The following is a 22,963-nucleotide window of genomic DNA, read 5'->3' on the forward strand; positions in this document are numbered from 1 at the left end:
GCGTATGGGCAGCTATCAAGGTGATACGGGGGCGCGTTTAGCCTGCGCTGACTTTTGCAAGTTGCTCCATCATATTGTCGAAGTCCCAGTGGGCTCCCATGCGCACGATTAAGCCTTCTTCGTTGACTTCATATACTGCCAGCATGTCACATTCGGTGAAATTGCCGTCGCCCAAGTCGTTTCGCGCTACCTGCGCGACGCAGCAATGGTAATCGCCGCTGGTCCACCGTTTGTCCGCCCGAATTTCTATATTGGCTTTGCCGATAACCGTGTCCCAGAAACGTTCGATGGCTGCCTTGCCCTGATGCCCGTTGCCTGCTGGGTCCATGGGCGATTTGCCCACCGGATCAGATACCACTGCGTCGTCGGTGTAGAGCGCTAGCCAGCCTTCTTTATTGCCTTCCATCGCGTACTGAATGGACTTCTTGTTTGCTTCAACGGCAAGATGCGGTGTGTCTTTCATGGTGACCTCTGTGCAGTGGTGCGAAAACATCGATCAAATAGTTTCTTACTTCAGTGCACCAGAAGTAAAGACGCATTGTTAAACCAACCCTTGAATAGTTGGCTTCTGCGAAGGCGTACAGCGGGTTAGTTGGATAATATGAGAGCCCTAAACTCAGACAGACCACTCGGCAGGTAGCCGTTATTTGCCTGCTCAATTGCCCCGGGTATAAGACCTGGTATTGGAGATTCCATGCACTTGGCTTTCAGTTCGATGAATACACCAAGCGACCCCCATCCTGCTGATCTGGCATGTTTACTGGAGGAGCGCGGATTCGAGTCTCTTTGGTATGGAGAACACAGCCACATTCCTTGCTCAAGAGCCACGCCCTATCCACCTGGGGGGGATATGCCCGACCCCTATAAAAATATGATGGATCCATATCTGTCGCTGATGACAGCCGCCAATGCCACCACCACGCTGAAACTGGGTACCGGAATTGCCTTGTTGATGGAGCGCGATATTTTCGCCCAGGCAAAAACGATAGCGACCCTGGATCGCCTGTCTGGCGGTAGGGTGATCGTTGGTACCGGCGTTGGCTGGAATCAGGAAGAGTATGAAAACGCCAACACCCATCCCTTTAACAAGCGGTATGCCGTGTTGCGCGAGACAGTGGAAGCTACCCGCATACTCTGGAGTCAGCCAGAGGCGGGTTACAAAGGAAAATACATAGCGTTTGATCCCGTGTGGGCGAATCCAAAGCCGCTGCAGCAGGGCGGACCGAAAGTGTTCCTGGGTGCAATGGGGCCGTTAGGGCGAAAGCACGCTGCCTCCTGGGCAGATGGCTGGTATCCAGTGGACGTTGCAATGGGTGATGTGGCAAAAACGGTGGAGTCTTTTAGAGAGGAAGTAAAGCAGGCAGGTCGCGATCCAGCCGATATAGACATTAATATTCAGATCATGGATACCGGTAATCTGGACAAGCTCAAAGAGTATCGAGACATGGGTATTGAACGAGCAACAATAGGCGTGTCTATGGATCTCTGGGACAAGCCGGAGGCCATGCTGCCAATGATTGATGAGTACGCGAAAGTCATTCCCGAATTGGCACGATAGCAAGGAGGGGATTATGCAAAACTTGAGTGATGAAAAGTTACGCGCGACGGCGGACAAATTAATCGCCGCGCATCGACAGGCGGCCATCGACAATAACTGGCTGTTTTTTGTGGACGAGCTCTATGCGGTTGACTGTGTGTACAGCTGCCAATATGCCGGTGTTATGGAGGTGGTGGCCGACGGTATCGATGAGATCAAGGCGACCCATTACGGCCGCGACATGCAGGTTGGATGGGAGGGCTGGAGTTTCCCTTATGAGGGGGTCTACACAGGTAGCGACAATCGCCTGGTCACTCACTGGCTTAATAGGGGCCCCGGCAAGCGTGCAGATGGAAGTTATTACCAGACCCCGGGAGTATCCTTTATCCAGCTCAATGAGGAAGCCAGAATTTGTCGCCAATTCGACATGTTCGATCTGGCCCACCAGATGACGCTATGCGACGAGTTGGAAAATGCAGGTCTGCTGTCAGTGCAGTTGAAGCAGCAATGGGTGATTCCGATGAAACTGAAACTAGAGACACAGTTGGCGAATAATCGATGAGTTATCAAAGAGTCGTGCTGAAGGCTTTCGGTGGGCCAGAAAATCTTGAGCTGGAAGAGCTTAAGGATTTGCCGGAGCCTGCTGCGGGGCAGCTTAGAGTCAAGGTGCTGACTGCCGGCACCGGTTTTACCGATACCATTATCCGCCAAGGTCAATATGTCGATGTGAAAGACAAACCGCCGTTCACCCCTGGCTATGACTGGTTTGGCGTTGTAGACAAACTGGGGGAGGGTGTCACGCAGTTCAAAGTAGGCCAGCATGTTGCTGATATGCCAGTGATAGGCGGTTATACCCAGTACCTGTGCGCAGACGCAGAGCAGGTGGTGCCGGCGCCTGATGGGCTGGACCCGACGCAGGCAGTGGCGATGATTCTCTCCTATACCACCGCCTACCAAATGCTGACTCGCATTCGCACGTTAGAGCCCGGTACAACTTGCCTGGTGCATGCTGCTGGTGGTGCGGTTGGGACTGCGCTACTGGAGTTAGGCCGAGAAATGGGGCTGGTCATCTATGGCACGGCATCACAAGGCAAGCACGATTTAATCCGACATTTTAAAGCGACACCAATTGACTACAAGACGGAAGATTTCCAGCAACGAATTATGGCTGAAACAGGGGGTAAAGGCGTCGATGTTGTTTTTGACACGATAGGTGGTAAGAACTGGTCGCGCTCGTATCGCTGTCTGGATAGGGGCGGTATGCTCATTGCTTTCGGCGCACTGCAGGTCACTACGGGCGAGGAGGGTATACCTTCGCTGCTGTGGAGTTTTGCCAAGTTACTGGCAGGTTGGAAGCTGATTCCCGATGGGCGGGCCAGCACCTTCTACAATATACACAGTCGCAGGAAAAAGCTGCCGGTTGAATTTAAGCAGGACGTTTCTGCGCTTTTTGCCATGCTCAAGGCGGGCAAGCTCAATCCAGCGATTGCCGATGTAGTTCCTCTGTCGCAGATTCGCAGCGTGCATGAACGCATCGACAAAGCCCAGATTGCCGGCAAGGTAATCTTGCGCTGCGATTAATTTATTTGGAGTGGGGGTGTCTTTATGTCATCGGTAGACGAGAACAAGCGATTAACGCGGATTTTTTTTGAGGCGATGCAGCGGGGAGACGGAGATGCGATCGCTGATGCCTATGCTGAAGATGGCCGCGTTGTAACCATGGGAAATACACTGATTTCGGGAAGTCGCAGCAAGGAAGAGATTCGCGGCTTCGCTGGCGGTGTGTTGGAGGCGTTTCCAGATGGGCTGCTTTTTACCGTCCTTAACATGACAGCTGAACACGATCGGGTGGCTGTAGAAGCAACGTCTACGGGCACTCATGCATCAGGGCAGGCTTATAGTAACCACTATCACTTTTTATTTACCTGGCGCGACGGGCAGTTGCTGGAGTTGAAAGAATTTATGGATACAGAACATGCCACCGATGTGCTCTGCGGCGGTGCTCGGCCGAATTAGCGCAAGCGTCAAAATCTGGCTTTGAAGTATTAACGAGTCAACATCGTTACGCCCTCTGATCTGCGGGCATTGCTTGTGTTGGTAATTGCCGTTTACACAGTCGCAGATTGCGACTGCATAAACGGCTAAGGTTTTGCTTAAGCTGCCTGTTCGCCGCTTTTTACTTCAGGATCAAACGTAATAGGCATGCACTTGATGCCAGCCACAAGATTAGACCGGGTGTATTCGACTTTTCCCGCTAACTTGGGGTGACGCATTCTGGGAATGATTTCTTCGAACATAACGCGCATTTCCAGTCTCGCCAGGTGGGTGCCAAGACAGAAATGCTGTCCTACGCCGAATGCGCGATGCTGATTGTAAAGGTCTGGCATGCGTTCAGCGCGTCGCACATCGAATTCCATAGCATCGTCACCGAAGACCCCTTCATCATGATTCACTGTGTGATAGTGCATGATAATTTTGGCGCCTTTTTTTATCTGATGACCATTGATCTCAGTGTCTTCCATCGCTGTTCGGCGCATCAGGATAAATGCGGTGTTGTAGCGCAGCATTTCTTCACAGGCGCCTGGGATTTTGTCGGGATTTTCGACCAGGTATTCCAGTTGGTCCGGGTGCTCCATTAACATGCGCATGCCGTGAGTGGTTACGGTGCGTGTAGATTCATTCCCCGCAGCAATTAGCATCAGGAAAAACCAGACAAACTCGTCTTCGCTGAGGCCTTCTTCTCGCTCTGTGCCGCGCAGCAAGGCGCCGATAATGTCGTCTTTAGGGTTTTCCTGGTGTTGTGCGGACAACTTCATGGCGTACTCAATCACCTTGAACGAGGCCATTTCAGCCGCTTCCTTATCAACGGCAAGAGAAGAGTCCTGGTTGAACATCATGGTGTTCGTCCACTCAAAGAAGTCCTTGCGGTCTTCAGCTGGAATACCGCAGAGCTCTAGAATGGCAAGCAGGGGAAGCTCTGCAGCGACTTCTTCAACGAACTCGCACTCACCGCGAGCAGCCACTGCGTCTACAATGTTTTTTGCATGCTGTCGAAATCGGGCTTCATAGGAATCTACAGCGCGCGGAGTGAATGTTGCTCGCACGATTTTTCGCGATTTAAGTTGTCGCGGTGGGTCCATGTTAATAGTCATGTTGCTATGAATTGCTTGTATGTCCTCCGGGCTATGTTCGTCCGCCAACGCCGTCCGTTCTTCACTGGAAAATAAAGTGGGGTTCTTGGATATCGCGTCGATCTCTTTACGGCCGGTCACAAGCCAGTAGGGCACGCCCATGGTGGTGTCTTCCATGTAATGAATGGGGCCGGATTGACGAATCCGTGCCAATTCATCGTAGGGCATACCATTGGCGTAGGTATCGGGGTCAATCATGTTCTGAAAATTGGCAAACGGACATTCGCTCATGAAGAAGACTCTTGTTAGCTGGGTTGTGGTCCTACTATAGACTAATAGGCATTAGTTTCAAGCCCTCAAGCATAAAAGCGGGCGGCGCTGCCCAAGGGCCAGTTTAGCGCCGGGTTCGGTTGTCTCTTGGGGCTGTGCCGAAGTGCTTTTTGTAAGCTCGAGTGAAGTGGCTGTGGTCGCAAAAGCCGGTGTCTATGGCAATTGTGCCTATGGCTTTATCGCTGGTGACTAGCAGCTTGTGAGCATGTTGCAGACGTACTTCATTGAGGTACTGGTGTGGCGTCTTATCAAGATGCTTGCGAAAGCGCCGCTCCAGTGCGCTTATGGACAAGTTGCTGGCCCTGGCAAGGTCGGCCATTGAGATCTCAGCGGCAAAATGTTGACGAATGTAGTTAATGGGCGCACTGAGTTCTCGAAACGGGATCGCCTTGTCCTCAGAGCGATTCAAATGGCGGCTGATGGCAAAAGAGCCAATGATGTCGTCGGCGCTGTTATAAATCGGCCATTTAGAGGTGAGAAACCATTCAACGGATGCTGCGCCGCCAATCAGTTCCAATCGATCAGTGATAACCACACCTTTTAACGCACTATCGTCATCAGACCGATAGCGCTCAGCCATATCGGCTGGAGCAAGGTCATAATCTGTTTTGCCGTTGAGAGCGCTAGAGTCTTGAAAGCCAAAACGTTGGCAGAACAGGCTATTACCGTAAGTGAAGCGCCCTGATCGGTCTTTTACCCAGGCATGGGTGTCGGGTATCAAGTCCAGCGTAGCAAAGCTTTGTGCAAGGCCAGACAGGGAATTGAACACTAATTTTGTCATTTTGTGGCTCTCGCGCCGAATTTATACTAACTATAACGGAAATCTTGCAAGAAATACGGCCCCGGTAATAGGATGATTGAGCAACAAGACACAGGCGAACGCTGCTGTAAGCTGTCAATAATAAAACAACATAGGTTGGGAGCGACGCGTGGCTAAAGTGCGAATGGGAATGGTCGGTGGAGGCAAGGGCGCTTTCATTGGCGGCATTCACCGCATGGCCGCCGCGATGGATGGCGAGATCGAATTAGTCTGCGGCGCTTTTAGCAGTGACCCGGAGCGTTCAGCGCAGTCGGGCGCGATGCTCTATTTGGAGCCGGAACGGGTCTACGGCGATTATCGGCAGATGATGTCGGCGGAAGCAGCGCTGCCGGCAGACCAACGCATGCAGTTTGTCGCTATTGTGACACCCAATGATCTGCACTTTCCCGTTGCGGAGGCCGCATTAGGGGCCGGTTTTCACGTATTGAGCGACAAGCCCGCGACCCTTAGCCTCGCTCAGGCGCTGCAGTTGCGCGAGCGAGTCAGAGACTCAGGACTGCTCTACGGTCTGACCCACACTTACACAGGCTACCCGTTGGTGAAAGAAGCACGTGAGCGAATTTCACGCGGGGAACTGGGCAAGATTCGCAAAGTCGTTGTTGAATATACACAGGGGTGGTTGGCTGACCGTCAGGAAGACCTTGGTAACAAACAGGCGTCGTGGCGACTCAATCCGGCCCAGGCCGGTGTTAGCAGTTGTATGGGCGACATTGGGGTGCATGCGGCAAACCTGGCTGAGTACGTCAGCGGTCTGAATATTACCGAAGTTTGCGCCGATCTGAGTGCCTTTGTTGAAGGACGGGAACTTGATGATGACGGCTCTATTCTGCTGCGGCTAGAGCGGGGTGCAAAAGGCGTGTTGATGGCAAGCCAGGTCTGTGTGGGTGAAGAGAATGCCCTGAGCTTGCGCATTTATGGCGAAAACGGGGGGCTAGAGTGGCGGCAGCAGGAGCCCAACACACTGTGGCTCAAATGGGCTGACCGGCCAACGGAAATGCTGCGAACTGGTGGTGCCTACCTGGGTGACCTGGCGGGCGTTAATACCCGAACCCCTATGGGGCATCCCGAGGGTTACCTTGAAGCTTTCGCCAATGTGTACATGGCTTTTACTGCGCAGATAAGGGCTCACGAGGCCGGGTCGGATAAAAATCTTCGTTCCAGGGATTGCCCGGGTATTGAGGAAGCGGTGCGGGGAATGAACTTTATCGAACTGGCAGTCACTGCAAGTGGCAGTGATATCAAGTGGCATAAATTTGAACAGCACTGAACTGATGCAAGAGGATGCACAATGTCGATGATGAAAGGTCCGGCAATATTTCTGGCTCAATTTGTAGGCGCTCAAGCCCCCTTCAATAGTCTTGCGGGTATGGCGAAGTGGGCGGGTGATCTCGGTTATAGGGGCGTTCAGGTTCCCACATGGGAAACCGGATTAATAGATCTGCATCTTGCAGCTCAAAGCCAGGATTACTGCGATGAGCTAAAAGGTGTTTGTGCCGAGGGTGGTGTTGAGATTACCGAACTGTCTACCCACTTGCAGGGGCAGCTGGTGGCAGTGCATCCAGCATACGACGAACTGTTTGATGGCTTTGCGCCCGATTCATGCAGGGGTAAGCCTGCTGCGCGTCAGGAGTGGGCAGTGCAGCAGTTGATGCTGGCGGCAAAGGCCAGCAAAAATTTGGGCCTTGATGCCCATGCCACGTTCTCGGGGGCATTGTTGTGGCACACAATGTATCCCTGGCCGCAAAGACCTGACGGACTTGTTGAAACCGGCTTTGCCGAGCTGGCGGAACGCTGGCTGCCGATTCTCAACGCGTTTGACGACGCTGGTGTTGATCTTTGCTATGAAATTCATCCGGGAGAAGACTTGCACGACGGCGTCAGTTTTGAGCGTTTTCTTGAAGCCACCGGCAATCACGCACGCTGCAATATTCTTTATGACCCCAGTCATTTCCTGTTGCAACAGCTAGACTACGTGCAGTTCATCGACTTTTACCATGAGCACATAAAGATGTTTCACGTAAAGGATGCTGAATTCAATCCAAGCGGCAGATCGGGCCTTTACGGAGGCTATCAGAAATGGAAAGATCGGCCTGGTCGGTTTCGCTCATTGGGAGATGGGCAGGTCGACTTTTCGCGAATATTCAGTCAGTTTGCCAAGTATGATTTCGAGGGCTGGGCGGTATTGGAGTGGGAGTGCTGTTTAAAGCATCCGGAAGACGGCGCCAGGGAAGGGGTAGATTTCATTAACCAGTATATCATTCGAACAACCGACAAGGCCTTTGACGACTTTGCTGGTAGCGGAGCCGACCAGGCTGCCAATCGACGCATACTTGGTATTTAACTCAGGGGCTCTAAAAGCAAAAATAAATCAGGAGAACAAAGTGAGCGAACAAACGATTGACCGCAAGCGCCTTTACTACGTAGGCAATCTTTCCATTTTTATGATTGGACTCGGCTTTGCTGTCAGGGCAAATATCGCACCCAATCTGCAGGCTGACATCTACGACAAAATCGATCTGGCCAATTCCGCGTCTATGGTGGGCGAAGCCCTGGGAATTACCTTCACGGGCTTTGCACTGACTTTGCTGTTTGGCAGTGCACTGGTTGACCTGATAGGCATGAAGCGCATGTTATTACTGTCAGCTATCGGTTACGTGGCAGGCTCGGTTGGTTTGTTTGCTGCGACCATGATGCCCGTAGGGCCCTCTGTTGAAACGGTGGTGCTGGTCAGCTTGCTGCTCACTGGTCTGGGGTGGGGCGCCGTTGAGGCGGCATCTAATCCCATGGTGGCAGCGCTTTATCCTGAAGAAAAAACCCATCGCCTGAATATACTGCACGCATGGTGGCCTGCCGGTATCGTAGTGGGCGGGCTGCTGGGAGTCTCAATCGGCGCAGCGGATTTGCCCTGGGAGATTAATATGTTTGTGCTACTGATCCCCGCGTTGATCCTTGCCGCCATGGTAGCCACCGCCAGCTTCCCCCAGACCGAGCGCGTTGCTTCTGGAGTGAGTTATGGTGAAATGTTTACTGAGCTATTCAAGCGTCCCCTGTTCTGGGTGTTTTGGGCTTGCATGTTTCTCACCGCGTCCGCTGAGCTCGCACCCGGACAATGGGTGAATATCGCGCTATCCAATATTGTGGGTATGCAGGGAATTTTGCTACTAGTCTATGTGAGTGCGCTGATGTTTGTGATGAGGCACTTTGCCGGCCCCATTGTTAAACGTATCTCTTCCGTTGGGCTGATGTTTGTCAGCTGCGTTGCAGCGGGCGTTGGCTTGTACCTGTTAAGCCTCGCGACAACGCCCTTACTCGCCTTTGCCGCTGCGACTGTATGGGGAATGGGCGTCTGCTACTTGTGGCCTACCATGCTGGCCATTGTGTCGGAACGCTTTCCCCGAGGGGGCGCAGTCGCGTTGGGACTGATGGGGTTTGCAGGCGGCATGGCAATCCAGTTTGTGCTCCCTAAAATGGGCGCTATTTTTGATACTGCAAAGGCGCAAGCGGCCGGTGGGGCAGACAAGCTGACTGGACTATCGCCGCAAGCGATGGACGAAGTCATCCGCTATGCATCGGTAGAGTCCTTTCAATCCGTCGCCATAGTGCCCCTGTTGTTGTTGCCGGTATTCGGCATCATTTGGCTGTACGATCGAAAAAAGGGTTTATATCAGAGCGGGGCGAGCGCTGACTCTGAAGCAAGTTGAGAACTGGCGCATGAATACAAAGATTGGAATGAATATGTTGCTTTGGGGCATAGAGACGACGCCTCGTAGCATTCCCATTTTTGAGGGTTTGGCGGAAGCAGGTTTTGATGGCGTTGAAATCCCCCTGGTGGGGCAGTCAGAACAACAGCTCAAAGAAATGGCGGCAGCATGCGATAGCCTTGGGCTTGAGCGCACATCCTCTGCATTCGTAGGCCTGGACACGAATCCTGTTTCTTCTGACCCTGCCATCAGGAAGGCCGCTCTGGAGAACCTGATGCGAGCGATTGATGATGCCAATACTATCGGCTCAACGATGGTCATTGGCGGTCTCTATCAGGCACACAAGTATTTTACAGGCACTGCAGCGACCTCCGATGAATGGAACTGGTCCGCTGAGCACCTGCATGCGGCGGGTGAGTATGCGGCCCAATCGGGGGTGAGCCTCGGATTGGAGTTTCTCAATCGGTTCGAAGTATTTCTGATATGCACCTCGGCAGATTGTAAACGCATGGTGGAGCAAGTTGGATTAGATAACGTCGGTGTTCATTACGATACTCATCATGCGAATATCGAAGATCCCGCGCCTGAACTAGCACTCAATGATATAAAAGAGCAGCTGAATCATGTTCACCTTAGCGAGAGTCACCGGGGGAGCCTCGGTACTGGGCAGGTGGACTGGGCCGCAAATTTTGCTGCGCTGAAGGCAATTGATTACTCGGGTTGGCTGGTCATTGAAGCTTTTGGTACTTCCGATTCTGAATTGGCAGGCGCTGCTAATGTTTGGCGCAATGCATTTTCCTCGCCCGAGGAAGTCTACCGCGAAGGCATTCGTTTCATAAAAGACTGGCTATAGAGCTGACGGAGGTTGGCAATGTTTTTATCTTTAAGAAGGTGGCTGATAGCGATAGCCGCAGGTCTTTACTTGTATTTTCTGCTGCCTGCAACAGCAGTCATATTTTATGAATTGTATCACCTGACCGGGTTTGGACCGGTGTATTGGGGCTATTCTGCATTCAAAGCAGGCGGTTATTATTTCGGCGCATGGGACTATCAACTATTAAGTTGTGTGCTGGTAGCGCTGCTTATTGGCGCGGCACCAGCCGTTTTTCGCAGGAACAAGCCTAATGAACAGGCGTGAATTTCTGCAGTGTGCAGCGATACTGGTCAGTGGTGCCAGTGCCAGTCAATTGGGCGTTGCGCTAACGCAAGAACAGCAGGTCTATTTGGCCGCGGCTCCGAATTACAACCAAGGCGCAACCCGCCTCCTCAATGACGCTCAGCGCAAAACGATCGCGGCAATGTGCGAGATTGTGATACCTCGCACAGATACTCCAGGTGCAATCGACGCTGGCGTGCCCCGATTTATTGAATTGATGGCGACGGATTGGCTTAACGACGAGGAGAGGACTATTTTTCTTGCTGGTCTGGCTGAGCTGGAAGCCAGTGTGGCCGCTGATTATGGTTCAAGCTTTGACGAGCTTGATGCTGCACAGCAGTTGGCATTAATGGAAGACCTGGAGGCGAAGGCTTCGGAATCTTCCTGGTACGATTTTGCCAACACTCGGAGAGACTTTGTCAGCGATGCGCCTTTTATTTGCCAGCTGAAGGAGTTGACGATCTGGGGCTTCTTTACGTCTGAAAAAGGCGGTACACAAGTATTGCGGTATAACGCAATGCCAATGTACTTTGACGGTGACGTCCCGCTTTCGCCAGATCAAAGCAGTTGGCTGACGCGACTCGAATGAAAAAATCAATCATAGAAAGCACCAACTTTGATTTTGATGCCGTGGTCGTAGGGTCGGGGATTTCCGGGGGCTGGGCTGCCAAAGAGCTGACGGAGAAAGGCCTCAAAGTGCTTGTTTTGGAGCGCGGTAAACCCTTGCAGCATGGCTCCGGCTACTTGGGGGAGCATGCCCCCGACTGGAAATTGCCGTATCAGGGTAAAAGGCCACGTGATCTATACGCCCAGGAATACAAGTGGAGCAGTAAGTCTGGCAGCATGAACGAGGCAAACCGGCAGTTCTGGAATAACGATAAAGATAATCCCTACGCAGACGACGAAGGCAAGCCGTTTATGTGGGCCAGGGCGGACGTGGTAGGCGGACGATCGGTGCTATGGGGGAGGCAAAGCTATCGCTTCAGTGCACAGGATTTCAGGGCGAATGCGGACGATGGGCATGGTATTCCATGGCCTGTAGACTACGAGGAAATTGCTCCCTGGTATGGATACGTTGAAAAATTTATTGGTGTAAATGGCAGAAACGAAGGCTTGCCACAGTTACCTGATGGAGAGTTACAGAAGCCTATGCCATGGCACGCACTTGAAAAGACTATTGAGAGCAGGCTGAAAAAGAAAGCGCCAGACGTGACTCTAACGAATGCGAGAACCGCGATTCTGACAGAAGATTTGCCCGGTAGAAGCGCTTGTCATTATTGCGGCCCCTGTCCGCGTGGTTGCTCGACGGGCAGTTACTTTAGCTCACTAAGTTCTACACTGCCCGCTGCCAAAGCCACAGGTAACCTAACGATAAGAGCTAACTCACTGGTCGAAAAACTGGAATATGACCCCGAGACAGGAAAGATTGCCAAGGTTCACGTGATCGATACAGTCTCCGGTGAAAGGCAAACCTATTCGGCAAGAATATTCTTTCTGTGCGCCTCTACTGTGGGCAGTACACAGATACTGATGAACTCGACCAGCGAGCGCTTTCCCAATGGTTTGGCAAATAGCAGCGGTGTACTGGGACACTACATGATGGACCACACCATCGGCGAAAGCGGGATGGGTTTGTTCCTCGACAACATGGACAGCTACTTCCATGGAAATCGACCTACCGGTTTATACATTCCTCGCTTTCGCAACGTGGATGGTCAGGACCCCGACGCCGATTTTGTACGCGGCTATGGCTTTCAAACCTATACATTGCGCATGGATTGGAGTACCGGCTTTAATGCCAAGGGCTTCGGCGCCAGCCTGAAAGAGGATTTGCGTAAGCCCGGGCCCTGGATATTTGTACTGTCCGGCTTTACCGAATGCCTGCCCTATGAAGACAATCGAATGTACCTCAGCAGCAATAAGGTAGACCGCTTTGGCATTCCGCAGGTCGCCTTTGACTTTGAGTTCAAGGATAACGAGTACAAGCTGAGAGAAGATGCCCGCAAACAGGCTGATCGATTACTCAAAGCAGCTGGAGCAGTGGTGCCAGTGCCAGCAGGACGTAAAAATATGTCCATGCCCGGTGAAAGCATTCATGAGATGGGCACGGCGCGCATGGGTGATGATCCCAAACAGGCCGTGCTGAATAAATACAACCAGGCGCATGACGTACCTAATCTGTTTGTTACGGACGGATCCTTTATGACGTCGGCGTCTTGCGTTAACCCCTCTTTAACTTATATGGCATTTACCGCTCGCGCCTGTGAGTATGCCGTGAAGCAAATGGCCGAAGGCCATATCTGATATCGAAATGAGTGAATCATGTTAAAAAAAATACTGCTCGGTGTTGTGGTTTTGTTCGTCCTGTTTGTGGTGGCTTTTTATTTTGCGTTGAAGTCCCAAGGCATTATTCCAAGGCCAGACTACGATTATAATGCCCCCGCGCTATCTGAATTTAGCCAGCCCGCTATTCTCGTGTTGAGTAAAGCCAATGGCTTCGTGCACGTCGACGCGCTTCCCGCCGGCGAAAAAATGCTTATCGATATTGCAAACAATAACGGCTGGGATATTTACACTACCGACAACGCGGCAACGCACAATGCGGAAGATCTCGCCAAATTCGATGTTGTGGTTTGGAATAATGTGTCGGGAGACGTGTTAACAGAAGACCAGCGCTCGGCAATGAAGCAATGGATTGAGCAAGGTGGCGCCTGGATAGGGCTTCACGCATCGGGCGGCGACGTTTATTACAAATGGGACTGGTATGTGGATACATTAATTGGCGCGCAGTTTGCTGGCCATACTCAGTCACCGCAATTTCAAGATGCCGATGTGCTGGTGGCGGATCCCGGTGCTGACGTCACCTCGCATTTGCCAGCCCGCTGGGTTGTTCCAAACGAGGAGTGGTATGCCTTTGACGACAGCCCCGCAGAGAAGGGCTATGAAATTCTTCTAACAATGGACAGCGAAAGTTATATAACCACCGGCGGCAATTTCCTCTGGCGCGACAATATGGAGGGCGAGCATCCTATCGCCTGGCGCCACACACTAGGACAGGGCAGGGTGCTTTATTGCGCTATTGGGCACCAGGGCGCGACCTACAGCATTCCTGAGTTTCAACAGTTGATCACCAGCGCTATCCGTTGGGCAGGCAAGTTGTAGCCTCGTGGCCTGACAGCCCGACTCAGACTATTAAAAGTATCGCCATACAAGGACATTACAATGACGCGTACCGTCTTGATCACTGGTTGTTCCAGCGGAATTGGCCGCAGTCTTGCCCTGGAGTTGCATAATCGCGGACTCAAGGTTTACGCTACAGCCCGTCGACCAGAAACGCTCGATGACCTGGAACAGCGCGGGCTGAAAATACTGGGACTGGATGTAAACGACGACGCCAGCATCGCTGCGGCAATGACTCAGGTTGAGTCTGATGTCGGACAACTTGATATGTTGGTGAACAACGCCGGCTTTTCGCAGGTTGGCGCTATCGTAGATTTACAGCGAGAGGACCTGCGGCAGCAGTATGAAACTAACGTGATTGCTCCCGTGGCGGTGACTCGCGCGGCTCTGCCTTTAATGCGTAAAGCGGTGGCTGCGAACGGCGCTGCAGACCTGGTTAACGTTGGCAGTATTGTTGGTCTCCTGACCACGCCATTTGCCGGAGCCTATTGTTCCAGTAAGGCCTGTGTACACTCAATTACAGACGCCTTGCGAATGGAGTTGGCGCCCTTTGGTATTCGCACCATTACTATTCAACCCGGCGGCGTGCGTTCCTCTTTTGGGGATCATGCGGAGGAGGGGATGCGATTGCCCGAAGGTTCGGTTTATGAGCCGATGCAGGCGAGAATCCAGGCGCGGGCGCAGGCTGGCCAGCAAGGCGCTACCCCGACGGATGAGTTTATCAAGCCGGTGGTGGATAAATTACTCAAAGCGAAGCCACCAATGGTGATTCGCGGTGGTAAGGGGAGCTTTTTGCTGGTGACGTTGAAGAGGCTTCTACCTGCCAGGGCTTTCGATCAGCTGATGGCAAAACGTTTTGGTTTAGCCGGGTTTCAACCGGGAGAAGGTTAATGCAGCGCACTTGCGCCGGGTTGATCGCCGGGAGTGGCTTCAGCAAACAGATAATTGAGCTGTAGACATTCCTTACCCACCTCTCGGGTTGCCGCAACGGTGGTGGCTGCGAAGGTAGCGAACTGTTCCAGGGTAATGCCGGCGGCTCCCAGTAACATGCCCGCGACCACCAGTTGCGGTGTTGCGTCGTCGACTACATCCTGAAATATTTTCAGCGTCGGATAATCCATGTTCAGGCGACCCAGGTCAGCTGCTACTGGCAATAACGCCATCGGGCGGATTTCCAGCTCTGTAGTGAGCAATAGCCCCCAGGGCTCAAGAAACAAACGGCTGTCTATAATTCCTTCCATGTCCTGCAGTGACTGCAGATGCATGCCCTCACAGCGCTCACAAGTGTAATAGTCCACCCTGGCTTCATCGAGCCAGCTTTCAATCGTTGTCCTGTTAAGCAGTACCGGGGAGCTCATCTCGAATTCCACTTCCAACCAGGATGTCATTCTACGTGAGAAAGAGAGGTGACCCAAGACCATGATTTTTCGAAATTTCGCTTGGACTCCCGCCCAGTGATGCTAAAGTCTGATGGCTACCGTTTTTGTCCAATTCAGTGTGAGGACCACCATGTTAAGAAAGTCTTTATTGCTAGTATGTCTGTTGTTTGCCAGTAATATGGTGCTCGCCGCAGGGACTTTGCGGGTGGGCATGTCAGCGGATTATCCTCCCCTGCATTTCAAGCAGGATGGACGTTTTGCCGGTATTGAAGCCGATAGCGCCAAAGCGGTCGGCAAAATTCTCTCTCGTCGTATCGAAATCGTTCAAATCCCTCTGGAGGGGCTGGTTTCCGCGCTGCATGCCGGCAAGGTCGATGTATTGATGTCGGGACTCAGCGTAACGGCAGAGCGCAGCCAACAGGTATTGTTCGCTGAACCCTATTTGCGCGTTGGGCAGATGGCCATTATGCATAAGAGTAAAGTGGGTCGATTTTCTCAACCCTGGGCGGTTTACCGCGAGAATGTGCGTGTTGGTGTAAAAACCGGCTCAACAGGCGCAGAGTTTGCTCAGCGCGAGCTACCCGATGCCATCGTCAGCGAGTTCGAAAACAGTGAACAGGCTTTTGAAGCTTTGCGCAAAGACGCCATCGATATGTATATTCATGACGCACCAACCAGTTGGCAGTTGGCAAACGGCATGGAGAACGATGACCTGATTAGTCTGTATTCTCCGCTGACAGAGGAAATGCTGGCCTGGGCCGTGCGTAAGGATGATGATGCGCTAGTGTCAGAACTCAATCGTGCACTGCGCCTAATGCGAGCTAACGGTAGTCTGCAGTATATTCTGAATCGCTGGATACCAGTCACGGTGGAAGTGAAATAAATAAACTGGCAGGACTGTTGGCGCTCCAGGGAGGAGCGCGAAACGTCATTTGCGAGCGTTTAGTCTTCAACCCTCGGAAAACTGTATTCGTGGCCCCAAAGATCGCCTTCTGTGGAGACTGTGGCAACGTGCGTCTGCGGGTCAATCAGTATTCCGTCATAGCCAAATTCAACGGCGATACCGCCAGGCGCCAGTAGGTAAACTGAACACATATTGTCGTTCACATGGCGGCCCAGGGTCGCCATAAAATGAGCGCCCGCTGCCTTGGCTCTATCCATTCCCCGACCTAATTCGTCCATAGTCTCTACTTCGATCATAATATGTACGACACCCAGAGGGTGTGGAGCGTTAAAGAGAGCCAATGAGTGTTGGCGTGGATTGTTGGCATGCATGAAGTGGATTTTCGCACCCTCCATACCTGGGGGGTAAAGAATGTCGGTAATGCCCATGCCAATAATTTCGGTGTAGAACGCAGACGTGGCATCGAAGTCCGGGGCCGGCAGCACCAGGTGACCAAAGCCCATATCTCCGGTTTGCTGGTAGCTCGTTACGAAGCCTGCAACGCCCTGCGGTGAAATCAGAGGCGTGTAGTCCAGCTCTCTTCCCCAGTAAAGCTCAATCGTATTGCCTGATGGATCGACGACTGTGGCAAAGGCGGTAACACAGCGACGTTTCGCATTATCAGCCGAACCTTCAGTCACCGTATGCCCGGCCTCCACCAGCGCCTCGCAGGTGCGGATGAACGCGTCTTCATCGGGAAATTCCAGCCCAGTGGCGATCAAGCCGTCGGCTTCTGCCGGCTCAACCATAAAGCGGAAGGGGTGATCGTCCAGGCGCAAGAATCGTGCGCCGCCTGTGTCTTCGCGTTGGGCATCCATCATTCCCAGCACGCCTGTGCCGAAATCCATCCAGGCATCTACATCGGTGGAGCCTATTCGCAAGTAACCTGAGGCTGAAACGGACATGATTGTCTCCTGCTTGATTTATTAAGATTGCGGACATTATGGGGGATTTCTGCATTGTCGCCACACCTTATCTCGGTTAAGCGGCTGTGGTTCACCATAGTGATCTGAAATGTCACTTATAGCTGATCCAATGCGTCATTGAGCGAATAAGTCATCTCCGTGATACTGCGAGGCCTCGACTTAGCCTCTCATGGAGGGCAGTGAACGTGTCACAGCCAGAAATTCTCAACCAGGCATTTGAACTGGGTTATACCTACACCCGCTCTACCGGGCCGGTGGTGGGACGTTTCCTCACCGAATTACGCGACCGCAATATCGTCGGCATTAAAGCCAGCGATGGCAGGGTGGTTGTTCCGCCCATGGAGTACGACCCCGATACCGCCGAGGAATTGAGCGAGTTTGTTTCCGTTGGACAGGAAGGTGAAATCGTGACTTGGGCCTGGATTAAGGAGCCTCGTGAAGCCCATCCCTCTGAGCAGCCTTTTGCCTGGGCGATGATTAAGCTCGATGGTGCGGACGTGCCCATGATTCATTGGGTGCGCGCCGATGGTGAGAGCGAGGTGAGCACCGGGGCAAGAGTGCGGGCGGTCTGGGCGGATGAAACCATTGGTTTTATGACTGACATTAATGGCTTTGAGCTGGTATAGGAGGCGATTTTTATGAGTGAACAAGAACCCATCACAGGTATCGAAGCGCCGATTTACCTGAAGTACAACTTTACTGCAGGCGCTGCGCCTGCAAGATTCCTCTCGCAGGTAAAGAGAGGCGTATTAACCGGTCAGCGATGTCCTTTGTGTGAGCAGGTCTATTTTCCACCACGTGGATCCTGTGCAGCTTGCGGCGTGCCAACGCAGGAAGAAGTGGTGCTGGCAGACAAAGCAACGGTTGAGTCCTTTACCATTGTTGCAATACCCATTCCGAATAACCCGATCAAACCACCCTACATCATCGCTAATCTGGTGGCGGATGGCGCTAACCTTTCCTTCATCCACTTGATGAGTGAGTGTGTTAACGAAGACGTGCATATAGGCCAGCGTGTGCAAGCAGTCTGGAAGCCTGCAGAGGAATGGGATTACGCAATGGACAATATTCGCTATTTCAAGCCTATCGATGAGCCGGATGTGCCAGTGGACAGGATTGGTAAAATTTCGGTCGCAGGGTGGGAGGGTTAAGCTGATGAAAGAAATAGCCATTGTTGCCTACAACCAGTCCAAAGCCGTCTCTGATGTCGGACCCTGTAATGAAGTCGAGCTCATTATGCCGGTGTTGGCAGAGGTGTTCAGTCAGGCCGGCATCAACAATGCACAGGATGTCGACTTTGTGTGCTCAGGGAGTTGCGATTACCTGCAGGGAGCAGCCTTTGCCTTTGTCGCTGGTGTTGACGCACTGGGCGCGGTGCCCCCCATTAAAGAATCACACGTTGAAATGGACGCCGCCTGGGCGCTTTATGAATCCATGCTTAAAATCCGTATGGGGCATGCAGACTCCGCGCTGATTTATGGTTTTGGCAAGTCTTCTCCGGGAGAGCTGCCGATTGTATTGTCGCAGCAGCTAGACCCCTATTACCTCGCGCCGCTCTGGGTGGATACCATTGCACTGGCGGCAATGCAGGCCAGGATGTTGTTAGATCAGGGAAAAATCAGTGAGCGGGATATGGCGGAAGTGGTGTCCCGTTCTCGCCGTAACGCGCGTAATAATCCCAATGCACAGCTGGCGGGGGATGTCAGTCCTGAAGATGTGTTGGCCCAGCCCAGCTATGTGTCGCCCTTACGCAAAGCCGATTGTCCCCCGGTGTCAGATGGCGCTTCGGCGATGATAATTTGTACGTTGGAAAAGGCGAAATCATGGGGCGTGCCCTATGCGGTCATCAGCGGCATTGACCATCGTATCGAAAGCCACAATATGGGCATGCGAGACCTTACCGACTCGGTTTCGACTCGCCTGGCAGCAGAGGGTGCCGGTTTGGGCGATGGCCCTGTTGATGTCGCTGAGTTGTACGCACCGTTTAGTCATCAGGAAATTGTACTGACCCGGGCTATGGGCTTGGGCAAAGAAACTAATATCAATCCTAGTGGTGGTGTTTTGGCAGGTAACCTGATGATGGCGTCGGGCCTTTCGCGCATTGGGGAAGTGTTCAACCGCATTATTGCGGGCGATGCGGGGCGGGGCGTTGCTCACGCCACTTCAGGTCCCTGTCTGCAGCACAATCTAGTTACCGTAGTGGAGAAAGCGTAATGGCGAATCTGGCAGCAGTGGTCGGTATCGGCCAGACGAGTTACACCACCAAACGCGATGACGTGTCTATCGCTGGACTGGTGCGCGAGGCGGCGGTGAATGCATTGCAGGACGCAGACCTGACCTGGGATGACATCGACGCGGTCATTATAGGTAAGGCACCGGATATGTTCGAAGGCGTCATCATGCCTGAGATTTATCTCACAGATGCCCTGGGCTGTAATGGCAAGCCTATGATGCGCGTACATACAGCCGGCTCTGTTGGCGGTTCAACGGCGTTAGTGGCGGCATCTCACGTTCAAAGTGGAACCTTTAAACGAGTTTTAACGGTCGCTTTCGAAAAGCAATCCGAATCCAATGCAATGTGGGCCCTGTCCACGCCACAGCCGTTCTCAACGCACTTGAATGCGGGAGCTGGCGGTTACTTTGCACCGATTATTCGTGAATACATGCGTCGCTCCGGAGCCCCCTATGATGTCGGCATCAAGGTCGCTATGAAGGACAGACTGCATGGGGCACGCAATCCACTGGCACACCTGCAAAAGCCGGACATCACCATGAAGGAAGTGGAGGATTCATTCATGCTGTGGGACCCGATTAGATTTCTCGAGGCCTGTCCGTCTTCTGACGGTGCTTGTGCCATGGTGATTGCCAATGAAGAACTGGCTGACCAGGCCACAAAACCTCCAGCCTGGATACGCGGTGTTGCGATGCGCTCGGAGCCCACCATGTACGCAGGACGCGAAGAGGTTAATCCGCAAGCGGGTAAGGACTGTGCGGCCGATGTCTACAAGCAGGCAGGTATTGTTGACCCGCGTCGGGACCTAGACTGTGCCGAAGTGTATGTGCCTTTCAGCTGGTATGAGCCAATGTGGCTTGAGAACCTGGGCTTTGCGCCTGAGGGCGAGGGTTGGAAGTTGACCATGGAAGGAGCCACGTCGCTGGACGAGGGCGGTGATATCCCGTGGAATCCCTCCGGCGGCGTATTGTCTTCAAATCCAATTGGTGCATCCGGCATGATTCGCTTCGCCGAGGCTGCCAGGCAAGTGCGTGGTGATGCCGGCGCTCATCAGGTTGAAGGAGCAAAGCTTGCCATGGGTCACGCCTATGGCGGTGGCGCGCAGTTCTTTGCCATGTGGGTTGTTGGCGCAGAGAAGGGTTAGGAGACGAAGATGAAAAAGCATTTTAATATTGCTGACATGTACGAAATGGTTGCCGACAAGGTGCCGGGCAGAGATGCGCTGGTTTGCGGTGATCAGAGGGCGACATTCCTCGAGCTCGAGCAGCGTGCCAATCGCATGGCTCATTACCTTTCATCTCGTGGAGTGAAAGCGGGCGATCACGTCGGTCTCTACCTTTATAACTGCAACGAGTACCTGGAAGGCATGTTGGCCTGTTTCAAGATTCGCGCGGTTCCCATTAATGTCAATTACCGCTACGTCAAAGACGAGCTTCTTTATATTTTTGATAACGCCAATATGGTGGCGTGCATTCACAACCTTGAGTTTACGCCCCATATTGGTGAGATTTTGCAACCAGCAACAGAGCTAAAAACTTTCATCCACGTTCAGGACGGCACCGACTTCGACCCCCAAAGTATCGATTCTGTTGAATACGAAAAAGCGATGGAGGACCAGAGCGATGCCAGGGACTTTAGCGAACGCGCGGACGAGGATTTATTCATTCTTTACACCGGTGGCACCACCGGAATGCCCAAAGGCGTGATGTGGCCACACAAGGCCGTGTTTTTTGCTGCTATGGGCGGCGGTGGCTGGTTTCACCCCGATGGTGCGATTGCCGAGCCTGAGCAGATAGTCGATCGGGTAGGCGACTTTCCAATAGTAGGGATGGCCTTGGCACCACTGATGCACGGCGCTTGTTGGTGGTATGCATGTATCCAATTGTTGGCAGGTAATACGGTGGTACTCAGTCCCGATCGCTCATTAGTTGGCGAGCGAATTTGGGATACGGTGGCCACCGAAAAAGTGAATGCTATTTCGATTGTTGGCGATGCCATGGCAGTACCTTTGCTTGATGCGCTTGAGGATAACGAGGGACGCTGGGATCTGAGTTCTGTTTTTAGCGTAGGTTCTGGCGGGGCTGTTTTTTCGGAGTCCAAGCAGGAATCGTTCAAACAACACTTTCCCAATGTGTTTATCACTAACTCATTTGGCTCTTCCGAGAGCGGCAATATGGGAATGGATGGCGGCGGTAAAAAAGGTCAGGGCTTGGGCAACGTGACCAAGAGCGAGTTCATGTCGGTGATCTCTGATGTTGATGGGCAGCCAAACGAGCACGTGTCCCGGGGTGAAATGGGTATTTTTTCGCGCAGCGGTCATATACCAGTGGGCTATTACAACGATCCTAAAAAAACTGCAAAAACGATTGTTGAAGTTGATGGTAAACCCTGGCTGTTGCTGGGCGACGAGGCAAGACTGGAAGAAGATGGAAGCATTACGGTCTACGGTCGTGGCTCTAACTGCATTAACACCGGGGGCGAAAAAGTATTTCCCGAAGAGGTCGAGCAGGCACTCAAGGCCAACCCGGCGATTTTCGACTGTCTGGTGGTCGCGACGCCGGATGAACGTTTTGGCAGTAAGGTCACCGCCGTTGTCGCGTTGCGAGGCGATAGTGAGTTAAGCCTCGCCTCTTTACAGGAAAACGCCAGAAATTATATTGCTGGATACAAACTTCCACGAGAATTGCATTTAGTGGATGAAGTTCCTCGTGCGCCAAGCGGTAAGCCCGCTTACCCAAAGGCCCTGGAAATCGCCTTGTCAGGTAAATGTCTAATTGCTTGATATCTGAATTGATGGAAGAGAAATATGGCTGAATTAGAAATAAGCACCAAGAACTGCATTGTCGAACAAGAGGGTAACGTTCTCATAGTAACTCTCAATCGCCCTGAAGCTAAAAATGCCTTCAGCCCTGAGATGCTGCTGGGGATGTACAAGGCATGGCGATTACTGGACGAGCGAGACGACCTGCACTGCGCCATTCTTACCGCCAACGGAGATACTTTTTGTGCTGGCATGGACCTTAAGGCGGGTGCTGATGGTGAACAAGGCTCGACCGAAGAGTTCATGTCGCTGATGGCTGAAGTACCTAATATTCATTGGCAGGCGCTACTGCGCGAAAACCGACCGAACAAACCACTGATCCTAGCCGTTGAGGGCTATGCACTGGCGGGCGGCACTGAAATTTTGCAGGGAACAGACATCCGCGTGGGCGCCGATAACGCTATCTTTGGCGTCACTGAAGTGGCTCGAGGTCTTTATCCGATGTCTGGCTCTACCATCCGTTTGCGTCGGCAGATTCCCTATTGCCTGGCTGCAGAAATGCTGCTGTGTGGCGAACATATTACCGCTCAGCAGGCATTAGATTTTGGGTTGATTAATAAAATGGTTCCCGCGGGTAAAACCCTGGACACAGCAAAAGAATATGCACAGAAAATCTGTAGTAATGGCCCGTTGGCAGTGAGGGCTGTGGTGAAGTCGTTGCGCGAACATCAGGAATGTCTCTCGGAAGGCGATGCGATGGTCGCTTCAGACAAGTTGGCCGGTCCTGTTTTTGCGTCCAGCGATGCGAAAGAGGGTATGAGGGCTTTCAAGGAAAAACGCCCCGCTGAGTTTACTGGCAACTGACA

At 52.6% G+C, this 22,963-nt stretch carries 25 protein-coding genes; 20 read left to right on the forward strand and 5 right to left on the reverse strand.

The window, feature by feature from the left end; translation table 11 throughout:
• Positions 1 to 37: 37 nt before the first annotated feature.
• Complete coding sequence (locus EYC87_RS05690; protein ID WP_279252032.1) at positions 38 to 463, reverse strand: nuclear transport factor 2 family protein; 426 nt, start codon at positions 461 to 463, stop codon at positions 38 to 40.
• 252 nt (positions 464 to 715) lie between these two features.
• Here EYC87_RS05690 and EYC87_RS05695 point away from each other — a divergent pair, with 252 nt between their 5' ends.
• The 4 genes from EYC87_RS05695 to EYC87_RS05710 are packed head-to-tail and all read left to right on the forward strand — an operon-like array spanning position 716 to position 3,553.
• The gene (locus tag EYC87_RS05695) at positions 716 to 1,558 is read left to right on the forward strand and encodes an LLM class F420-dependent oxidoreductase (RefSeq protein WP_279252033.1); all 843 of its coding nucleotides are present in this window, start codon (positions 716 to 718) and stop codon (positions 1,556 to 1,558) included.
• Positions 1,559 to 1,571: 13 nt separating this feature from the next.
• A complete protein-coding gene (locus EYC87_RS05700; RefSeq protein ID WP_279252034.1) occupies positions 1,572 to 2,099 on the forward strand; it encodes a nuclear transport factor 2 family protein in 528 nt (175 codons plus the stop codon).
• Positions 2,096 to 3,118 carry a medium chain dehydrogenase/reductase family protein gene (locus tag EYC87_RS05705; protein ID WP_279252035.1) on the forward strand — a complete coding sequence of 341 codons (1,023 nt, stop codon included), beginning with the start codon at positions 2,096 to 2,098 and terminating at the stop codon, positions 3,116 to 3,118. Before EYC87_RS05700 ends, EYC87_RS05705 begins: the two co-directional genes overlap by 4 nt.
• Positions 3,119 to 3,142: 24 nt before the next feature.
• Complete coding sequence (locus tag EYC87_RS05710) at positions 3,143 to 3,553, forward strand: nuclear transport factor 2 family protein (protein WP_279252036.1); 411 nt, start codon at positions 3,143 to 3,145, stop codon at positions 3,551 to 3,553.
• Between the two features lie 137 nt (positions 3,554 to 3,690).
• Here EYC87_RS05710 and EYC87_RS05715 read toward each other — a convergent pair whose 3' ends face one another.
• Together EYC87_RS05715 and EYC87_RS05720 are read right to left on the reverse strand one after the other, a co-directional pair.
• Positions 3,691 to 4,959, reverse strand: a complete 1,269-nt coding sequence (locus EYC87_RS05715; protein ID WP_279252037.1) for a cytochrome P450 — start codon at positions 4,957 to 4,959, stop codon at positions 3,691 to 3,693.
• Positions 4,960 to 5,062: 103 nt separating this feature from the next.
• Entirely contained in the window at positions 5,063 to 5,779 is a 717-nt protein-coding gene (locus tag EYC87_RS05720; RefSeq protein ID WP_279252038.1) for an AraC family transcriptional regulator, read from the reverse strand.
• 148 nt (positions 5,780 to 5,927) lie between these two features.
• Between EYC87_RS05720 and EYC87_RS05725 the strand changes: the two genes are divergently transcribed.
• The 9 genes from EYC87_RS05725 to EYC87_RS05765 all read left to right on the forward strand — a co-directional run bounded on the left by EYC87_RS05725 (position 5,928) and on the right by EYC87_RS05765 (position 14,746).
• Complete coding sequence (locus EYC87_RS05725) at positions 5,928 to 7,085, forward strand: Gfo/Idh/MocA family protein (RefSeq protein WP_279252039.1); 1,158 nt, start codon at positions 5,928 to 5,930, stop codon at positions 7,083 to 7,085.
• Positions 7,086 to 7,106: 21 nt separating this feature from the next.
• Entirely contained in the window at positions 7,107 to 8,159 is a 1,053-nt protein-coding gene (locus EYC87_RS05730; RefSeq protein ID WP_279252040.1) for a sugar phosphate isomerase/epimerase family protein, read from the forward strand.
• Positions 8,160 to 8,199: 40 nt separating this feature from the next.
• Entirely contained in the window at positions 8,200 to 9,519 is a 1,320-nt protein-coding gene (locus EYC87_RS05735; protein WP_279252041.1) for an MFS transporter, read from the forward strand.
• 10 nt (positions 9,520 to 9,529) lie between these two features.
• A complete protein-coding gene (locus EYC87_RS05740; protein ID WP_279252042.1) occupies positions 9,530 to 10,372 on the forward strand; it encodes a sugar phosphate isomerase/epimerase family protein in 843 nt (280 codons plus the stop codon).
• Positions 10,373 to 10,441: 69 nt separating this feature from the next.
• Positions 10,442 to 10,657, forward strand: a complete 216-nt coding sequence (locus tag EYC87_RS05745) for a hypothetical protein (protein ID WP_279252043.1) — start codon at positions 10,442 to 10,444, stop codon at positions 10,655 to 10,657.
• Entirely contained in the window at positions 10,644 to 11,264 is a 621-nt protein-coding gene (locus EYC87_RS05750) for a gluconate 2-dehydrogenase subunit 3 family protein (RefSeq protein ID WP_279252044.1), read from the forward strand. Before EYC87_RS05745 ends, EYC87_RS05750 begins: the two co-directional genes overlap by 14 nt.
• Positions 11,261 to 12,979, forward strand: coding sequence for a GMC oxidoreductase (locus EYC87_RS05755; protein ID WP_279252045.1), 1,719 nt, complete (start codon positions 11,261 to 11,263; stop codon positions 12,977 to 12,979). The genes EYC87_RS05750 and EYC87_RS05755 overlap by 4 nt, the downstream gene beginning before the upstream one ends.
• A gap of 18 nt (positions 12,980 to 12,997) precedes the next feature.
• On the forward strand, positions 12,998 to 13,837 hold the full coding sequence (locus EYC87_RS05760) for a ThuA domain-containing protein (RefSeq protein WP_279252046.1): 840 nt from the start codon (positions 12,998 to 13,000) through the stop codon (positions 13,835 to 13,837).
• Positions 13,838 to 13,897: 60 nt separating this feature from the next.
• Positions 13,898 to 14,746: an SDR family NAD(P)-dependent oxidoreductase gene (locus EYC87_RS05765; RefSeq protein WP_279252047.1), complete on the forward strand. Its 849-nt coding sequence runs from the start codon at positions 13,898 to 13,900 to the stop codon at positions 14,744 to 14,746.
• On the opposite strand, the gene EYC87_RS05770 is transcribed toward EYC87_RS05765, so the two are convergent.
• The gene (locus tag EYC87_RS05770; protein WP_279252048.1) at positions 14,743 to 15,213 is read right to left on the reverse strand and encodes a YbjN domain-containing protein; all 471 of its coding nucleotides are present in this window, start codon (positions 15,211 to 15,213) and stop codon (positions 14,743 to 14,745) included. The two genes, EYC87_RS05765 and EYC87_RS05770, sit on opposite strands and share 4 nt — an antisense overlap.
• 151 nt (positions 15,214 to 15,364) lie before the next feature.
• On the opposite strand from EYC87_RS05770, the gene EYC87_RS05775 reads away from it, so the two are divergent.
• Positions 15,365 to 16,117 (forward strand): transporter substrate-binding domain-containing protein, encoded by a 753-nt coding sequence (locus EYC87_RS05775; protein ID WP_279252049.1) that lies wholly within the window; start codon positions 15,365 to 15,367, stop codon positions 16,115 to 16,117.
• A 59-nt stretch (positions 16,118 to 16,176) separates the two neighbouring features.
• On the opposite strand, the gene EYC87_RS05780 is transcribed toward EYC87_RS05775, so the two are convergent.
• Entirely contained in the window at positions 16,177 to 17,082 is a 906-nt protein-coding gene (locus EYC87_RS05780) for a VOC family protein (protein WP_279252050.1), read from the reverse strand.
• 206 nt (positions 17,083 to 17,288) lie between these two features.
• Between EYC87_RS05780 and EYC87_RS05785 the strand changes: the two genes are divergently transcribed.
• The 6 genes from EYC87_RS05785 to EYC87_RS05810 are packed head-to-tail and all read left to right on the forward strand — an operon-like array spanning position 17,289 to position 22,961.
• Positions 17,289 to 17,729, forward strand: a complete 441-nt coding sequence (locus tag EYC87_RS05785; protein ID WP_279252051.1) for a Zn-ribbon domain-containing OB-fold protein — start codon at positions 17,289 to 17,291, stop codon at positions 17,727 to 17,729.
• Between the two features lie 12 nt (positions 17,730 to 17,741).
• On the forward strand, positions 17,742 to 18,254 hold the full coding sequence (locus tag EYC87_RS05790; protein ID WP_007229326.1) for a Zn-ribbon domain-containing OB-fold protein: 513 nt from the start codon (positions 17,742 to 17,744) through the stop codon (positions 18,252 to 18,254).
• Between the two features lie 4 nt (positions 18,255 to 18,258).
• Positions 18,259 to 19,317, forward strand: a complete 1,059-nt coding sequence (locus EYC87_RS05795) for a lipid-transfer protein (RefSeq protein WP_279252052.1) — start codon at positions 18,259 to 18,261, stop codon at positions 19,315 to 19,317.
• On the forward strand, positions 19,317 to 20,480 hold the full coding sequence (locus EYC87_RS05800; RefSeq protein WP_279252053.1) for a thiolase domain-containing protein: 1,164 nt from the start codon (positions 19,317 to 19,319) through the stop codon (positions 20,478 to 20,480). The genes EYC87_RS05795 and EYC87_RS05800 overlap by 1 nt, the downstream gene beginning before the upstream one ends.
• Positions 20,481 to 20,489: 9 nt before the next feature.
• Positions 20,490 to 22,118 (forward strand): acyl-CoA synthetase, encoded by a 1,629-nt coding sequence (locus EYC87_RS05805; RefSeq protein ID WP_279252054.1) that lies wholly within the window; start codon positions 20,490 to 20,492, stop codon positions 22,116 to 22,118.
• A gap of 24 nt (positions 22,119 to 22,142) precedes the next feature.
• The gene (locus tag EYC87_RS05810) at positions 22,143 to 22,961 is read left to right on the forward strand and encodes a crotonase/enoyl-CoA hydratase family protein (protein WP_279252055.1); all 819 of its coding nucleotides are present in this window, start codon (positions 22,143 to 22,145) and stop codon (positions 22,959 to 22,961) included.
• Positions 22,962 to 22,963 lie beyond the last annotated feature (2 nt).

Source organism: Candidatus Seongchinamella marina, assembly GCF_026262685.1.
Classification (GTDB): domain Bacteria; phylum Pseudomonadota; class Gammaproteobacteria; order Pseudomonadales; family Halieaceae; genus Halioglobus; species Halioglobus marinus.

What these genes read in the sequence shown, in the direction of transcription:
- EYC87_RS05690 (WP_279252032.1), bottom strand. Translation starts at nt 463, where the DNA reads ATGAAAGACACACCGCATCTTGCCGTTGAAGCAAACAAGAAGTCCATT.
- EYC87_RS05695 (WP_279252033.1), top strand. Translation starts at nt 716, where the DNA reads ATGAATACACCAAGCGACCCCCATCCTGCTGATCTGGCATGTTTACTG.
- EYC87_RS05700 (WP_279252034.1), top strand. Translation starts at nt 1,572, where the DNA reads ATGCAAAACTTGAGTGATGAAAAGTTACGCGCGACGGCGGACAAATTA.
- EYC87_RS05705 (WP_279252035.1), top strand. Translation starts at nt 2,096, where the DNA reads ATGAGTTATCAAAGAGTCGTGCTGAAGGCTTTCGGTGGGCCAGAAAAT.
- EYC87_RS05710 (WP_279252036.1), top strand. Translation starts at nt 3,143, where the DNA reads ATGTCATCGGTAGACGAGAACAAGCGATTAACGCGGATTTTTTTTGAG.
- EYC87_RS05715 (WP_279252037.1), bottom strand. Translation starts at nt 4,959, where the DNA reads ATGAGCGAATGTCCGTTTGCCAATTTTCAGAACATGATTGACCCCGAT.
- EYC87_RS05720 (WP_279252038.1), bottom strand. Translation starts at nt 5,779, where the DNA reads ATGACAAAATTAGTGTTCAATTCCCTGTCTGGCCTTGCACAAAGCTTT.
- EYC87_RS05730 (WP_279252040.1), top strand. Translation starts at nt 7,107, where the DNA reads ATGTCGATGATGAAAGGTCCGGCAATATTTCTGGCTCAATTTGTAGGC.
- EYC87_RS05740 (WP_279252042.1), top strand. Translation starts at nt 9,530, where the DNA reads ATGAATACAAAGATTGGAATGAATATGTTGCTTTGGGGCATAGAGACG.
- EYC87_RS05750 (WP_279252044.1), top strand. Translation starts at nt 10,644, where the DNA reads ATGAACAGGCGTGAATTTCTGCAGTGTGCAGCGATACTGGTCAGTGGT.
- EYC87_RS05755 (WP_279252045.1), top strand. Translation starts at nt 11,261, where the DNA reads ATGAAAAAATCAATCATAGAAAGCACCAACTTTGATTTTGATGCCGTG.
- EYC87_RS05760 (WP_279252046.1), top strand. Translation starts at nt 12,998, where the DNA reads ATGTTAAAAAAAATACTGCTCGGTGTTGTGGTTTTGTTCGTCCTGTTT.
- EYC87_RS05765 (WP_279252047.1), top strand. Translation starts at nt 13,898, where the DNA reads ATGACGCGTACCGTCTTGATCACTGGTTGTTCCAGCGGAATTGGCCGC.
- EYC87_RS05770 (WP_279252048.1), bottom strand. Translation starts at nt 15,213, where the DNA reads ATGAGCTCCCCGGTACTGCTTAACAGGACAACGATTGAAAGCTGGCTC.
- EYC87_RS05775 (WP_279252049.1), top strand. Translation starts at nt 15,365, where the DNA reads ATGTTAAGAAAGTCTTTATTGCTAGTATGTCTGTTGTTTGCCAGTAAT.
- EYC87_RS05780 (WP_279252050.1), bottom strand. Translation starts at nt 17,082, where the DNA reads ATGTCCGTTTCAGCCTCAGGTTACTTGCGAATAGGCTCCACCGATGTA.
- EYC87_RS05790 (WP_007229326.1), top strand. Translation starts at nt 17,742, where the DNA reads ATGAGTGAACAAGAACCCATCACAGGTATCGAAGCGCCGATTTACCTG.
- EYC87_RS05795 (WP_279252052.1), top strand. Translation starts at nt 18,259, where the DNA reads ATGAAAGAAATAGCCATTGTTGCCTACAACCAGTCCAAAGCCGTCTCT.
- EYC87_RS05800 (WP_279252053.1), top strand. Translation starts at nt 19,317, where the DNA reads ATGGCGAATCTGGCAGCAGTGGTCGGTATCGGCCAGACGAGTTACACC.
- EYC87_RS05805 (WP_279252054.1), top strand. Translation starts at nt 20,490, where the DNA reads ATGAAAAAGCATTTTAATATTGCTGACATGTACGAAATGGTTGCCGAC.
- EYC87_RS05810 (WP_279252055.1), top strand. Translation starts at nt 22,143, where the DNA reads ATGGCTGAATTAGAAATAAGCACCAAGAACTGCATTGTCGAACAAGAG.